Below are 14,419 nucleotides of genomic sequence, written 5' to 3'. Positions count from 1 at the left end.
TCACGTACTTGTGACAGACCAGGTTGGGCCGGTGCGGCGCCTGCGCAGTAATGTGGCGACGTCGGGGACTGCCACGGCACGGCGGAGCGATGGACTCTGCGGACTTGTGCGGCGATCCCCAGGGGGGACGACCCCGGACCCCGGGCAGTGGGGCGGGCGGGCCCGCACAGAACCGAGAGGTGAACTCAGTGAACTTGCGCGACCTGGTGTACAGGCTCTACGCGCGCCGGGTGGAGGCCCGCCTCGATCACACCCAGGTGCCCAAGCACATCGGTGTCATCCTCGACGGCAACCGGCGCTGGGCGAAGGCGTCCGGCGGCACGGCCGCGCAGGGGCACCAGGCCGGTGCGGACAAGATCCAGGAGCTGCTCGGCTGGTGCAGTGAGACCGATGTCGAGGTCGTCACCCTGTGGCTGCTCTCCACGGACAACTTCGACCGGCCCGCGTCCGAGCTGACCCCGCTCCTCGGCATCATCGAGAACACCGTGCGCGACCTGGCGGCGGACGGCCGGTGGCGCGTCCACCACGTCGGCACGCTGGACCTGCTGCCCGCGCACACCCAGACCGTCCTCAAGGAGGCCGAGCAGGCCACGGTCGGCGTCGACGGAATACTGGTCAACGTCGCCGTCGGCTACGGCGGGCGGCAGGAGATCGCGGACGCGGTGCGGTCTCTGCTGCTCGACCACTCGTCCAAGGGGACGTCCTTCGAGGACCTCGCGGAGATCGTCTCCACGGACCTGATCTCCGAGCACCTGTACACGCGGGGGCAGCCGGATCCGGACCTGGTGATCCGTACGAGCGGTGAGCAGCGGCTGTCCGGCTTCATGCTCTGGCAGAGCGCGCACTCCGAGTACTACTTCTGCGAAGTCTTCTGGCCGGCGTTCCGCAAGGTCGACTTCCTTCGCGCGCTGCGCGACTACGCGGCCCGAGGCCGCCGCTTCGGCGGCTGACACCACACGCATCCGAACCCTGCCTGTCCGGCGTTCGAGGCCCGAACCCCGGGGCGGGTGGGCGCCCTGACCCGTGCTCCGGAGCGCTGCTTCCGGCTCGCCCGCGCCCCTGCGCAACGGTTCCGGCGCCAAGTGCCGGACAGGCTCACAGCGTGGGCCCGGACCTGCGTGGTCCTGGACATCACTTCCGGCTCACCCGCCCGCCTCGTGGCGGCATGGCTTCGCGTGTTCGAGGGAATACCCCTGTCAGGTCGACGTCCGGTCAAAAACCAGGCGGACGTCGTGTCCAAGTGAGTGGCATCGAGTCCGCTCGCCCGGGAGGCCCTTTGCACACGAAGGACCGTACATACAGTGCGGTCGACGCGGAGGGCCGGCGCTCGGCCCGCGCAAGGTGGCCGCAGCCCGGTCCGTCCTCTCCCTTTGGGATGCTCCGCGACGCCGTCGCAGCCCAACCTCGTCCGAGGGGGTACGTCCTTCCGTGGTGACCAGCACAAAGCGCCGCATGCCCGACAGGCGCACCTACGTTCTCGACACCAGCGTCCTGCTGGCCGATCCGAACGCCATGGCCCGCTTCGACGAGCACGAAGTCGTGCTCCCGATCGTCGTGGTCACGGAACTGGAGGCCAAACGCCACCATCCGGAGCTCGGCTACTTCGCCCGGCAGGCCCTGCGCCTGCTGGACGACTTCCGGGTCCGGTACGGCCGGCTGGATGCCCCGATCCCGCTCGGGGATCTCGGCGGAACGCTGCGCGTCGAACTCAACCATTCCGATCCCGGCGTACTGCCCGCCGGCTACCGGTTGGGGGACAACGACTCACGGATTCTCGCGGTCGCGCGCAATCTCCAGGCCGAGGGCTACGACGTCACGGTCGTCTCCAAGGACCTGCCGCTGCGCATCAAGGCATCGTCGGTCGGCCTTCTCGCGGAGGAGTACCGCGCGGAACTCGCCATCACCGACTCCGGCTGGACGGGGATGGCCGAACTTCCCCTCTCGGCCGAACAGGTGGATCTGCTCTTCGGAGAGGAGACGCTGTACGTCCCCGAGGTCGCCGAACTGCCCGTGCACACCGGACTGGTCCTCCAGTCCGAGCGCGGCAAGGCGCTCGGCCGGGTCACGGCCGAGGGCAATGTGCGCCTCGTCCGCGGCGACCGGGAGGCCTTCGGGATCCACGGCCGCAGCGCCGAGCAGCGCATCGCCCTGGATCTGCTGCTCGACCAGGACGTCGGCATCGTGTCGCTGGGCGGCCGGGCCGGTACCGGAAAGTCGGCGCTGGCGCTCTGCGCCGGTCTCGAAGCCGTGCTGGAGCGCAGGCAGCACCAGAAGGTGATGGTCTTCCGGCCGCTGTACGCGGTCGGCGGGCAGGAGCTCGGCTATCTCCCCGGCACGGAGGCCGAGAAGATGAGCCCCTGGGCGCAGGCCGTCTTCGACACGCTGTCGGCGGTCGCCGGGCGCGAGGTGATCGAGGAGGTACTGGGGCGCGGGATGCTGGAGGTCCTGCCGCTCACCCACATCCGGGGCCGGTCGCTCCACGACGCCTTCGTGATCGTCGACGAGGCGCAGTCGCTCGAACGCAACGTCCTGCTGACCGTGTTGTCCAGAATCGGGTCGAATTCCCGAGTTGTGCTCACGCATGACGTGGCCCAGCGGGACAACCTCCGGGTCGGCCGGTACGACGGAGTCGTCGCCGTGGTCGAGAAGCTGAAGGGTCATCCGCTCTTCGCGCATGTCACGCTCACCCGCTCCGAGCGTTCGCAGATCGCCGCACTGGTGACCGAAATGCTGGAGGAAGGCCAGATCTGATAGGGGATGCCACAGTTGATTCCGCCCGGCGAGACAAGGAGCTTAGCCGGGCGGCATCATGTTGCGGTGCCATTTCCGCAAAACACCTGAGCCAAACGAGGTGTGAGCTTTCACACGCAACGGAGAATTGCTTCGCGGCGGCCCGTTCCGGCAGAGTCTTGCTTCCGTCAGGCCCCGCATACGGCACACCCGCACCTCCAGAGGTGCCACGCACCACACAACTCAACAATCGCCGTCCGTATGCCGCCCGCGAGCACCACGCGGCACTCCCTCAGGGGAGCTGCCCACCGGGCCCGTGCCTCCCCGTGACCCAAGCAGTAGGGAGGCCAGTGTCAGGGGCACGATTGCGCCTGCGAGGTCACCTAAGCGGGCGATGCTGGAAGGACACCGTGTGAGCCGGATCTCGGTCCGGGGGTTCGCCGTGGCATCTGCCACTGCGGTCACCACCGTCGGCGCCGTCGTAGGCGTTGCTTCGGGCAGCACTCCCGCTGTCGACGACAACAACTTCGAGGCGACCGCAGCCGACACGACGCTTCTCGCCGACATCCCTGCGGGCCAGCAGGCCCAGGTGCAGACCGCCTCGCTGACGCAGCAGGCCGACGCCCAGGCGTCCGCGGCCGACGCGGCGGCGAAGAAGTCTGCCGAGGAAGCGGCCCGCATCCAGGCCGCCAAGGACGCCAAGTCGAAGAAGCAGGCGGCCGAGGACAAGCTGGAGCAGGAGCGGCAGGCCAAGGAGGACGCCGAGCGCGCCAGCCGTTCCGCGGTCCGCAGCGCCTCCGCGTTCGCCACGCAGAGCTCGTACACCGTGGCCGAAGTCCAGGCGATGGCTCGTCAGATGATCCCCAGTGATCAGTTCCAGTGCTTCAGCAACATCGTGAACCACGAGTCGAGCTGGAACTACCGGGCGACCAACGCCTCTTCCGGTGCCTACGGTCTGGTCCAGGCTCTGCCCGGCTCCAAGATGGCATCCGCGGGCGCCGACTGGCAGACCAACCCGGCCACCCAGATCAAGTGGGGCCTCAACTACATGGACAGCCGCTACGGCAGCCCGTGCGGTGCCTGGTCCTTCTGGCAGGCGAACAACTGGTACTAGAAATCGGAACCTTCCGGGGTTCTGGTCTCAACCTTGCGAAGCCCCTCACCGTCCTACGGTGAGGGGCTTCGCGCGTGTACCGTCGTCCGGACGACTCCGGGGGAGTGGTGGGGAGAGAAAACGGGGGAAGAGGAACACACATGTCGAAACTGCCAGGGTGGCTCGGCCGGGTGGGCGCCGAACTGACCGAGCTGGGCGAGCGCCTGGAGGAACGCCGGGCCGCGGCGGAGGCCGAGGCGGACCGGGACGCGGACGCCGAGCCGCCGATCCCGACCGCCGCCGACCACCCTGCCGCCACGGCCGACCATGTGCCGCCACCGCCCGCATACGCCCCGTCCGTCGGCGCCCGGCCCGATCCGGTCGCGGCGATCCCCTGGGGGATGCGCGTCGCGGCCGAGGCCGGCTGGCGGCTGCTCGTCCTGGCGGGCACGCTCTGGGTGCTGATGCGGGTCATCAGTGCCGTACAGCTGGTGGTGCTGGCGTTCGTCGCCGCGCTGCTCGTCACCGCGATGCTGCAGCCGACCGTTGCCCGGCTGAGGCGGTACGGGCTGCCGCGCGGCCTGGCCACCGCCGTCACGGCGATCCTGGGCTTCGTCATCATGGGCCTGGTCGGCTGGTTCGTTGTCTGGCAGGTCATGGACAACCTCGACACCCTCTCCGACAAGGTGCGGGACGGTATCGAAGAGTTGAAGCGCTGGCTGCTCGACAGCCCCTTCCACGTCACCGAGCAGCAGATCAACGATGTCGCGAAGAACCTCAGCGACACCATCGGCACCAACACCGAAGAGATCACCTCCGCCGGGCTCCAGGGCGTCACCGTGATGGTGGAGGTCCTCACCGGGATACTGCTGGCGATGTTCTCGACGCTCTTCCTGCTGTACGACGGGAAGCGCATCTGGCAGTGGGTGCTCAAGCTCGTACCCGCCCAGGCCCGGCCGGGCGTCGCGGGCGCCGGGCCGCGCGCCTGGCGGACGCTGACCGCCTATGTGCGGGGCACGGTGCTGGTCGCCATGATCGACGCGATCTTCATCGGGCTCGGGATCTGGTTCCTCGATGTGCCGATGGCGGTGCCGCTCGCCGTCTTCATCTTCCTCTTCGCCTTCATCCCGCTGGTCGGCGCGGTGGTCTCCGGAGCGCTTGCGGTGGTCGTCGCGCTGGTCACCGAGGGCGTGTTCACCGCGCTGATGGTGCTGCTCGTGGTGCTGGCCGTGCAGCAGATCGAGGGGCATGTGCTGCAGCCGTTCATCCTCGGCCGCGCGGTACGCGTCCACCCGCTCGCCGTCGTCCTCTCGGTCGCCGCGGGCGGCATGATCGCGGGCATCGGCGGTGCGGTCGTCGCGGTGCCGCTGGTCGCGGTCACCAATACGGTGGTCGGCTATCTGCGGACGTACGGGCAGGAGGCTGCCCTTCGCCATGCACCGCAGCCCCGTGGGGCCACGGCAATGGGTGCGGCCCCGACTCCGCCCCCGCCCCCGGCGCCGGGGCCGCCGCCCGCGGGCGGGGACGAAGGGGAAGAGAAGCCGCCGGTGCAGTGAGGCGGGGAGTGCGGTGCGGCGGAACGATAAGAAGGGCCCCGTGGACGGTCGGTCGTCCTCGGGGCCCTTCTCGTATCAGGGGTACTGCTGTTACTGCTCGGCGAGCACGGCCTCGGCATCGAGGGTCACGCCGACCGCCTGGATCACCGAGGCAATCTTGACGGCTTCCTGAATGGTCTCACGGTCCACGCCGGCCTTGCGCAGCACCTGCTCGTGGGAGTCCAGGCACTGACCGCAGCCGTTGATCGCGGAGACGGCGAGCGACCACAGTTCGAAGTCGATCTTCTCCACGCCCGGCTTGCCGATGACGTTCATCCGCAGGCCCGCACGGAGCGTCCCGTACTCGGGGTCCGACAGCAGGTGCCGGGTCCGGTAGAAGACGTTGTTCATCGCCATGATGGCGGCGGCCGACTTCGCCGCGGTGTACGCCTCGGCGGAGAGGTTGGCCTTGGCCTCCGGCTCCAGCTCGCGCAGCACCTTCGGCGAGCGCGAGGCGATCGCGCAGGCGAGGACGGTGCCCCAGAGCTGCTGCTGCGGGAGTTCGCTGTTCCCGATGACCGAACCGAGGTTCAGCTTGAGGTCCTTGGCGAAGTCCGGGACGGCGGCCTTCAGTTCATCGAGTGCCATGTCGGTGTCAGCTCACTCGCCCGAGAGGAGCGCGACCGGGTCCAGGGTGTTCTCGCCCTTGGTCCAGTTGCACGGGCACAGCTCGTCGGTCTGCAGGGCGTCGAGGACCCGGAGGACCTCCTTGGGGTTACGGCCCACGGAACCGGCGGTCACCATCGTGAACTGGATCTCGTTGTTCGGGTCGACGATGAAGACGGCGCGCTGGGCGAAGCCGTCCTCGCCCTCGATGCCGAGGTCACGCATGAGCTCGTGCTTCGAGTCGGCCATCATCGGGAAGGGCAGGTCGGTCAGGTCCGGGTGGTCCTTGCGCCAGGCGTGGTGCACGAACTCGGAGTCGCCGGAGAAGCCGAGGATCTGGGCGTCACGGTCGGCGAACTCGTCGTTCAGCTTGCCGAAGGCGGCGATCTCGGTGGGGCACACGAAGGTGAAGTCCTTCGGCCATGCGAAGACGATCTTCCACTGACCCTCGTAGGTCTTGTGGTTGATCTGCTCGAACTCCTTGCCGCTCTCCAGCGAGACACAAGCAGTCAGGTCGAACTCGGGGAACTTGTCACCGACAGTGAGCACGCGCTCTCCTTGCAGCGTAGGAATTCCCATTTGCGGGAGTTCCTGGGGGTTGGACGATGTCCACCATGGCACAGAGTGCATTGATCGCGGAAATAGCTACACTCGGTCCTGATGATCGGAGGTGCCTATCAGTGGCGCAGAGCAACCAGGGCAATCGACCCAAACAACCGAGTCTGTCGCAGCTGCGTGCCTTCGCGGCCGTGGCGGAGCACCTGCACTTCAGGGACGCGGCGGCAGCAATCGGGATGAGTCAGCCCGCGCTCTCCGGAGCCGTGTCCGCGCTGGAGGAGACACTCGGTGTCCAGCTCATCGAGCGTACGACGCGCAAGGTGCTGCTCTCGCCCGCCGGGGAGCGGCTGGCGGTGCGGGCCGGGGTGGTGCTGGAGGCCGTCGGTGAGCTGATGGAGGAGGCCGAGGCGGTCCGGGCGCCGTTCACCGGAGTGCTCAGGCTCGGCGTGATTCCGACCGTCGCCCCGTATCTGCTGCCGACCGTGCTGCGGCTGGTCCACGACCGCTACCCGGAGCTCGACCTCCAGGTGCACGAGGAGCAGACGTCGTCGCTGCTGGAGGGGCTGGCCGCAGGCCGGCTGGACCTGCTGCTGCTCGCCGTGCCGCTCGGGGTGCCCCAGGTGACCGAACTCCCGCTCTTCGACGAGGACTTCGTGCTCGTCATGGAGCGCAGCCACTGGCTGGGCGGTCGGGCCGACATTCCGCGCGAGGCGCTGCGCGAGCTGCCGCTGCTGCTGCTCGACGAGGGGCACTGTCTGCGCGACCAGGCGCTGGACATCTGCCGGGAGGCGGGGCGCACGGAGGGGGCGCCGGTGACCACGACTGCGGCCGGGCTCTCCACGTTGGTACAGCTGGTCGCGGGTGGGCTCGGGGTGACGCTGCTGCCGCGTACCGCCGTCACCGTGGAGACCGCCCGCAACGACGCGCTGGCCACCGGCTATTTCGCGGATCCCGCGCCGTCGCGGCGGGTGGCGCTGGGGATGCGGACCGGGGCGGCGCGGCACGGCGAGTTCGAGGAGTTCGCCGCCGCACTGCGTGAGGCGATGCGGCCGCTGCCGGTACGGGTGACCGCAGCCACGTGACACGCGTGAGAGGGGTGCGGTCCTCGTCCTCGCGGAGGGACCGCACCCCTTGTGCTCACCGCTTCGTCGTCGTCATTCCGTCCGCAGGCCGTCCGGTCGCATGAGCCGCCACAGCAGTGGCAGCGAGACCAGGGTGACCAGCAGGATCAGTGCGGTGCCGGCCCCCACCATCGGCAGGAACAGCCACCAGTCGGTCACCTTCTTGGCGATCATCCTGATCATCACCGCGCCGAGCCCGAGGCCGCCCGCGACCGCCACCACCAGGCCGATGAGCACCGGTACGGCGGTCTGCCAGAGCACCGACCAGCCGAGGGTGGTCCGCCGGGTGCCGAAGGCGACCAGGACCGACAGCAGACGTCTGCGCTCCCGCAACTGCTCCAGCTGGGAGACCAGCATCGAGGCGGCGATCAGCAGCAGGGTCACGGTCGCGCCGACCTGGAGGCCGGTCTGCACGCTCGCGTACTGCCGGTCGCGCGTCACCGAATGCAGGGAGTCGACGCGCATGCCGGGGTCGATCCTGGCCGCCGTGTTCCGTACGTACTCGGAGACGTCCGGGACGCTCTCGTCGACCTTGATCTGCGCGTTGACCGTCGCGCCGGGCAGCGTACTCGGGTCGACCGCGCCGACCGTGGCCATGATGCCCCAGTGGTCCTCGCCCATCGGGTCGCGGCGGGAGACGACGGTCGGGGCGTCGGCGGGCAGGGTCCACCGCTTCGACTTCACGCCGTCCGGCTCGATGGACGAGCTGATCTCGACCTCCTTGCCCTTGCGAGCCGTCCGGTCCATCCAGGTGGCCATCTCCTTGTTGTTCCTGGGGTGGACGACGAAGGCGTCGCCCTCCTTGCAGGAGCCGATCCGGGCGAGCTCGCGCAGGGTCGCGCAGTCGCCGATGGACAGTGAGGTGGTGGGCCGGATGTCGCCCTCGTACTTCCCCGGCCGGGTGACGTACACCTCGACCGTGCCGATGACGGCCTGCACGCCCTTGGTGGCCCGGAACTCCTTGATGGTGCGCGTGGCCGCGTCACCGGTCACGTTCTCGGAGAACGTCGTGAACTGGGCCCGCGAGGGATCCTGCCCCGTCACCCGGTTGAAGTCGTCGCCCATCGCGGCGAACAGCATCTGCAGCGCCACCGCGCCCGCCACCGCGACCGTGATGCCGCTGACCGCACGGGACGCCGTTCCGCTGCTCAGCTGGAGCCTGCGGGTCGCGAGCTGCCAGGGCACCGGGCCGCCGTGCAGCCGATTCACACACGCCTCGACCAGCCACGGCAGCAGCAGTGCGAGCCCCACCAGGACCAGCACCGCGCCACCGGCGATCGGATACGGATTGACGGCGGTGTTCTCGTCGACCTTTCCGGTCAGCGCGAGTACCGCCACTCCCGCGACCGGCATCAGCAGCCGCCACCAGAACCGGCGCCTGCGGCTGCGGCTGTTGCGTACGACGCCGAGCGGTTCGATCACCACCGAGCGCAGGGCGGTCAGGGTGACGAGCACAGCCGCCACCGGTACCGCCACCGCGATCATCGCCGCCAGCCAGGGGGCCGGGACCAGATCGGCGGGGAAGGCGCTGAAGTCCCACACCTCGACGGCGCCCATGAACTGACGTCCCACCAGGAAGAGGACCAGGCCCGCCAGCAGGCCGAGTACCGCGCCGAAGAGCGCCTCACCGGCCGCGATCCGGCGCGTCGTCCGGATGTCCGCGCCGACCAGGCGCAGCGCGGCGAGCCTGCGGTCGCGGCGGTCCCCGCCGAAGCGCACGGCCGTCGCGATGAAGATCGCGACCGGCACCAGCAGGACGACGCAGATCATGATGGTCAGGACGACGAGGGCGGGAGACAGCGGCTCGGACGGGTCACGGGCGCCGTAACCGGCCAGCCGGTGGCCGCCCGCGGCGGGGGTCAGGGTGTCGCTGCCCGCGTAGTAGAGCAGTTCGCTCGGGGAGATCAGGCCCGGGTCGTCGATCGTGCCGGTGATCCGGTACGGCAGCCGCTCCTTGAGGAGACTGCCCTCCGGGGAGTGCAGCAGCTCCTCCAGAGCGGGCGAGACGACCATCTCGTCCGGGCCGGGCAAGTTCGCCACACCGGGCGGGGTGACCGGGTGAGCTCCCTCCGGGCGCATCAGGAAGCCCCCGACGGAGCGGCCGCGGTATTCGGACTCCGTACTGATCCGCAGCACCGTGGAGTCCGACTTCGGGACGGTGTCGTCGCGTGAGACGCGCGCCTCGGCGCGGGCCTGATCGCGGCCGGAACGCTGATCGAGCAGATGCGGTACGGAGGAGGCGACCAGCAGCAGTGCCACGCCGAGTCCCACGCCGACCGCGGTGAGCACGGTGCGGGTCCAGCCTTCACGCCCGCCGGAGGAGGCGAACCGGATACCGAGGCCGAGATCGCGCAGCAGGGCGATCGCGCGGGAGGGCTCGGCGGGCCGGGGTTGCTCGGCTGCCGGGACCTTCTTCGGTTCGAGCAGCGTCATGCGGTGTGCTCCAGGTCGCGGGCCCGGCCGTCGCGCACGGTGACGTCGCGGTCGGAGTAGGCGGCGACGCGGGCCTCGTGCGTCACCAGGACCACGGCGACATCGGCGGACCGGGCGGCCTCGCCGAGCAGTTGCATCACCCGCTCGCCGTTGAGGGAGTCCAGGGCGCCGGTCGGCTCGTCCGCGAAGATCACCTTCGGGGAGGAGACCAGGGCGCGGGCGATGGCGACGCGCTGGCCCTGGCCGCCGGAGACCTCGCCGGGACGCTTGGCGCCGAGGTCGTCTACCTCCAGGCGCTCCATCCAGCGAAGGGCGGTGCGTTCGGCGTCCTTGCGCCTGGTGCCGCTGAGGCGGAGCGGCAGGGCGACGTTCTCCACGCAGGTCAGCTCCGGGACGAGCTGTCCGAACTGGAAGACGAAGCCGAAATCGCTGCGGCGCAGGGCGCTGCGTTCGGCGTCGGACATCGCGGAGAGCTCGCGGCCCGCGTAGGTGACCGTGCCGCTGTCGGGTGTGACGATGCCGGCGAGGCAGTGCAGCAGGGTCGACTTGCCGGAGCCGGACGGCCCCAGCACGGCGACGATCTCGCCGGGATGGACGGAGAACGAGGCGCCGTCCAGGGCGGGTGTCGAGCCGTACGACTTGCGCAGGTCGCGGGCTACGAGGAGGGAGCCGGCGGGGGTCATGCGGCGACCTCGCGGGCGAGACGGTCGAGCCGGGCGGCGGTCAGTTCCAGCCAGCGGAGGTCGGCCTCCAGATGGAACAGGGCGTGGTCGCAGATCAGCTGGTCTGCGAGGTCGCCGCCGCGCTTGCGGTCGGTGAGGATGCGCATGAGGCGCAGGTGCTCGGCGCGCTGCGTGTCCAGGAGGGCTTCGGCGCTGCGGCCGGTGAGCAGGGCCAGGACGACCTTGGTGTACAGCGTCGACTGGAGGTACGGCTCCGGCTTCTCGGGCTGGGCGAGCCAGCCGGTGACATCGGTGATACCGGCCTCGGTGATGGCGTACCGCTTGCGCTCGGGTCCGCCGCCGCTCTCTATGCCGTCGACCTCGACGAGGCCGTTCTTGAGGAGGCGGGACATGGTCGAGTAGACCTGGCCGTAGTGCAGGGGGCGGTCGTGGCCGAACTTCTCGTCGAATGTGCGCTTGAGGTCGTAGCCGTGGCGGGGGCCGGACTCGAGGAGTCCGAGCAGGGTGTGGCCGATAGACATGCGGACACTATACGTCGCGTGTATACCTTGCATGTATATGCGGGTGGGGCAGTCCTCCCGAGATGAGGTGGGGCATCGGCCGTACTGCCGGGTGCGGCCCTGAGCGGACCGTACGGCGGGCCCGGCCCGGGCCGCCACGGCCCGACGACATCGCCCCTGCGCACGGGAACGGGCCCCGGGAGAATGTTCCCGGGGCCCGTTCCTGCGTCACCGCGTTCAGCGGCGCGGTGCCAGCACCTGCTTGAGTACGTCGTGCACGTACGTGTTCGGGTGCTTGCCCGAGAAGCTGTCGGAGAGCGGACCGCTCGCCGTCACGGGCACGTCCACGCTGGTGTGCCCCGACGTGGTCCAGTCGATGGTGAACTTGCGGTCGCTGCCGCGGATCGAGAACGGACCGTCCTCGGCGGAGATGGCGTCCCCGGACTCGTCGTTGGCGTCGACCTCCTCGACCGAGAGACCGCCGGTCTCGTGGTCACCGGTGACGACCAGCAGCGTGTCGGGGTGCGTCGCGATGTACGCGCGGGCCGCCGCGACGGCCTTCTCCAGCTGCTGCATCGACTGCAGGACGCGCGTGCCGTTGTTGGAGTGCGCGAACTCGTCGGTGCCTTCCTCCTCGACCATGAGGAAGAAGCCCTTCTTGTTCTTGTCCAGGCTGCTCAGGGCCTTGCTGGTCATCGTGCCGAGGTCCACGACCGGGCTGTAGACGTCGCCCTGGCCCTCGGGGCGCTGCTGGAACATCTCCTCGTTGCTGAACAGCCCGAGGAGCTTGCCGTTCTTGGCCTTGCTCAGCCCGCTCGCACTGTTGACGTACGAGTAACCGGCCTTCTGGGCCTTCTTGATCAGGTTGCCCTTGGTGCCGCGGCTGCCCTCGGTCGTGTCCTCCGCCGGCTTGTCCTTGAACGCGCCCGGCGTACCGGCCGGCAGCCACCAGTCCTCGCCGCCGCCCAGGATGACGTCGGGCTTGCTGACGTCCAGGTACTGACGGGCGATCTCGTCCTGCTGTCCGCGGTCCGCGGTGTTGGCGAAGAACGCCGCCGGGGACGCGTCGGTGACCTGCGCGGTGGTCACCAGGCCGGTGGCCTTGCCGGCCGCCTTGGCCTGCTGGCCGAGGGTCGCCAGCGGGTTGCCGTTGACGTCGACGCTGATCGCGCCGTTGTAGGTCTTCTCGCCCGTGGCCCACGCGGTCGCCGCCGCGGCGGAGTCCGTCACGACGGTCTTCGGGTCCCGCGGGGTGGTGGTGAGCTGGCCGGACGCCGTGAGGCGGTCCATCGCCAGCTGGCCTTCCAGGCCGGAGAGGTTGAGCCTCGCTGCCTCGCGCATCGAGGCACCCATGCCGTCACCGTTGATGAAGATGACGTTCTTCGCCGTGGGGGCTTTCGCCTTCGCCGCCGACTGCGGGGCAACGGCCGACGCACCCAGCGTCGGGTTGAGCACCATCGTGGCGACCGCGGCCACGACGGCCGCAGCGACGGGTGCTCCCCATCGCGCACTACGCACGCGTCTGTTCACAACAGCTCCTCGTGAATTACAAAGCTTTCACACGTGAACGTAGGCGCGGGGGCGGTACCCGTCGTGAACGAGAGGCATCCGCAGACGGAACAACCCGCAGCCGGGGTTCCGTGACGGCTGCGTGCCCGCGATCGCCGGGGGCCGATCTTCCGGCCCGTCCGGTGCTGAGGGGCAGGCGCCCGGCGCCTGCCCCTGCTCGCCCGCCCCCTACTCCGCCGGGGGCTTGGGCGGACGGCCTCGGCGGGGGATGGGAGATGTCGTCTTCGGCAGGCGGCCCGCCTCTGCCAGTGCTCTGCGCAGCAGGAACTCGATCTGGGCGTTCGCGCTGCGCAGTTCGTCCGAGGCCCAGCGGGCCAGCGCGTCGTGCACCGCGGGGTCCAGCCGCAGCAGCATCTGCTTGCGCTTCGGGGTTTCTTCCGTCACTGGTAGAGCGTGCCCGTGTTCAGGACGGGTTGTGCCGCGCGGTCACCGCACAGCACCACCATCAGATTGCTGACCATTGCCGCCTTGCGTTCGGAGTCGAGTTCGACGATGTCCTGTTCGGCGATCCGGGTCAGCGCCATCTCGACCATGCCGACCGCGCCCTCGACGATCTGCTGGCGGGCCGCGACCACCGCACCCGCCTGCTGGCGCTGGAGCATCGCGGAGGCGATCTCGGGGGCGTACGCGAGGTGGCTGAAGCGGGACTCGATGATGCGTACGCCGGCGGCCTGCACCCGGGCGGTGAGTTCGGCGGCCAGCTTCTCGGTGATCTCGTCCGCGTTGCCGCGCAGTGACAGGCCGCCCTCGTCGTGGGCGTCGTACGGGTACTCGATCGCGATGTGACGGACGGCCGCCTCGGTCTGCGTGGCGACGAACTTCCGGAAGTCGTCGACCTCGAAGAGCGCCTGCGCGGTGTCCTCGACCTTCCAGACGACGATCGCGGCGAGCTCGATGGGGTTGCCGTAGGCGTCGTTGACCTTGAGGACCGCGGTCTCGTGGTTGCGGACCCGGGTGGAGATCTTGCGGCTGCTGGTCAGGGGGTTGATCCAGCGCAGTCCGTCGGCGCGGATCGTTCCGACGTACCGGCCGAAGAGCTGGATCACGCGGGCCTCGCCGGGCGCCACCATCTTGACGCCGCTCATGCAGAAGAACGAGGCGACGGCGAGAAGCACCCCTACGACGAGGAGCGGGATCCCCGCCCCGTTGTGCCCGTTGGCGCCCAGGGCGCCACCGATGATCGCCAGGCCGACGCCGAGGAACACACCGAGGACGGTCAGGAGCAGGCCGAAGCCGCCGGGGATGGAGTGCGCCGTGGTCTCCCGGACCTGCGGCTCGGGCATCTCCGGAGCGCCGTCGGCCTGCACCGCTATCGGTTGGTCGGTCATGATTCCCCCTGTTTGTGTATCTAGCGTGTTGCTAGCAATGTGATTACACATTAAGCGAATTCGCAACCATGTACACCTCCCGGGAGTCGGTTCCTTTGGGAACGGGTGCTGATTGTCACGTCCGGAAAAGACCGGATCGGCTGCATTTTGTCCTTGCCGACAGTGTTAGCTGTCTGGGCCGAGCGGATCAGGCGAGCAGAGAA

General features: G+C 69.4%; 13 protein-coding genes. 5 read left to right on the top strand and 8 right to left on the bottom strand.

Annotated features, from left to right (window positions below; translation table 11 throughout):
- Window positions 1-188: 188 nt before the first annotated feature.
- The 4 genes from OHA88_RS19405 (at window position 189) to OHA88_RS19390 (ending at window position 5,379) form a co-directional block, all read left to right on the top strand.
- The gene (locus OHA88_RS19405; protein WP_030914966.1) at window positions 189-950 is read left to right on the top strand and encodes an isoprenyl transferase; all 762 of its coding nucleotides are present in this window, start codon (window positions 189-191) and stop codon (window positions 948-950) included.
- Window positions 951-1,428: 478 nt separating this feature from the next.
- Entirely contained in the window at window positions 1,429-2,751 is a 1,323-nt protein-coding gene (locus OHA88_RS19400; RefSeq protein ID WP_313938949.1) for a PhoH family protein, read from the top strand.
- Window positions 2,752-3,142: 391 nt separating this feature from the next.
- Entirely contained in the window at window positions 3,143-3,844 is a 702-nt protein-coding gene (locus tag OHA88_RS19395; RefSeq protein WP_328626451.1) for a transglycosylase SLT domain-containing protein, read from the top strand.
- A 140-nt stretch (window positions 3,845-3,984) separates the two neighbouring features.
- Window positions 3,985-5,379 carry an AI-2E family transporter gene (locus tag OHA88_RS19390; protein ID WP_328626450.1) on the top strand — a complete coding sequence of 465 codons (1,395 nt, stop codon included), beginning with the start codon at window positions 3,985-3,987 and terminating at the stop codon, window positions 5,377-5,379.
- Window positions 5,380-5,469: 90 nt separating this feature from the next.
- Here the strand turns inward: OHA88_RS19390 and OHA88_RS19385 are convergent, their stop codons facing one another.
- Entirely contained in the window at window positions 5,470-6,006 is a 537-nt protein-coding gene (locus OHA88_RS19385) for an alkyl hydroperoxide reductase (protein WP_326627682.1), read from the bottom strand.
- Window positions 6,007-6,018: 12 nt separating this feature from the next.
- A complete protein-coding gene (locus OHA88_RS19380) occupies window positions 6,019-6,573 on the bottom strand; it encodes a peroxiredoxin (RefSeq protein WP_030969360.1) in 555 nt (184 codons plus the stop codon).
- Between the two features lie 131 nt (window positions 6,574-6,704).
- Between OHA88_RS19380 and OHA88_RS19375 the strand changes: the two genes are divergently transcribed.
- Complete coding sequence (locus tag OHA88_RS19375; RefSeq protein ID WP_267002447.1) at window positions 6,705-7,664, top strand: hydrogen peroxide-inducible genes activator; 960 nt, start codon at window positions 6,705-6,707, stop codon at window positions 7,662-7,664.
- A 72-nt stretch (window positions 7,665-7,736) separates the two neighbouring features.
- Here OHA88_RS19375 and OHA88_RS19370 read toward each other — a convergent pair whose 3' ends face one another.
- The 6 genes from OHA88_RS19370 to OHA88_RS19345 all read right to left on the bottom strand — a co-directional run bounded on the left by OHA88_RS19370 (window position 7,737) and on the right by OHA88_RS19345 (window position 14,216).
- The gene (locus tag OHA88_RS19370; protein ID WP_328626449.1) at window positions 7,737-10,136 is read right to left on the bottom strand and encodes an ABC transporter permease; all 2,400 of its coding nucleotides are present in this window, start codon (window positions 10,134-10,136) and stop codon (window positions 7,737-7,739) included.
- The gene (locus tag OHA88_RS19365) at window positions 10,133-10,819 is read right to left on the bottom strand and encodes an ABC transporter ATP-binding protein (protein ID WP_328626448.1); all 687 of its coding nucleotides are present in this window, start codon (window positions 10,817-10,819) and stop codon (window positions 10,133-10,135) included. Before OHA88_RS19365 ends, OHA88_RS19370 begins: the two co-directional genes overlap by 4 nt.
- Window positions 10,816-11,340 (bottom strand): PadR family transcriptional regulator, encoded by a 525-nt coding sequence (locus OHA88_RS19360; RefSeq protein WP_328626447.1) that lies wholly within the window; start codon window positions 11,338-11,340, stop codon window positions 10,816-10,818. The genes OHA88_RS19365 and OHA88_RS19360 overlap by 4 nt, the downstream gene beginning before the upstream one ends.
- Window positions 11,341-11,556: 216 nt before the next feature.
- Window positions 11,557-12,849, bottom strand: a complete 1,293-nt coding sequence (locus OHA88_RS19355) for an alkaline phosphatase (RefSeq protein ID WP_328626446.1) — start codon at window positions 12,847-12,849, stop codon at window positions 11,557-11,559.
- Window positions 12,850-13,056: 207 nt separating this feature from the next.
- Window positions 13,057-13,242, bottom strand: coding sequence for a hypothetical protein (locus OHA88_RS19350; protein ID WP_267007980.1), 186 nt, complete (start codon window positions 13,240-13,242; stop codon window positions 13,057-13,059).
- A gap of 26 nt (window positions 13,243-13,268) precedes the next feature.
- Entirely contained in the window at window positions 13,269-14,216 is a 948-nt protein-coding gene (locus OHA88_RS19345; RefSeq protein WP_328626445.1) for an SPFH domain-containing protein, read from the bottom strand.
- Window positions 14,217-14,419: the final 203 nt, after the last annotated feature.

The sequence above is a fragment of the Streptomyces sp. NBC_00353 genome (assembly GCF_036108815.1).
Classification (GTDB): Bacteria; Actinomycetota; Actinomycetes; order Streptomycetales; family Streptomycetaceae; genus Streptomyces.
Note: the sequence above shows the minus strand (reverse complement) of the source record. Positions and strands in the feature narration are given on the sequence as shown.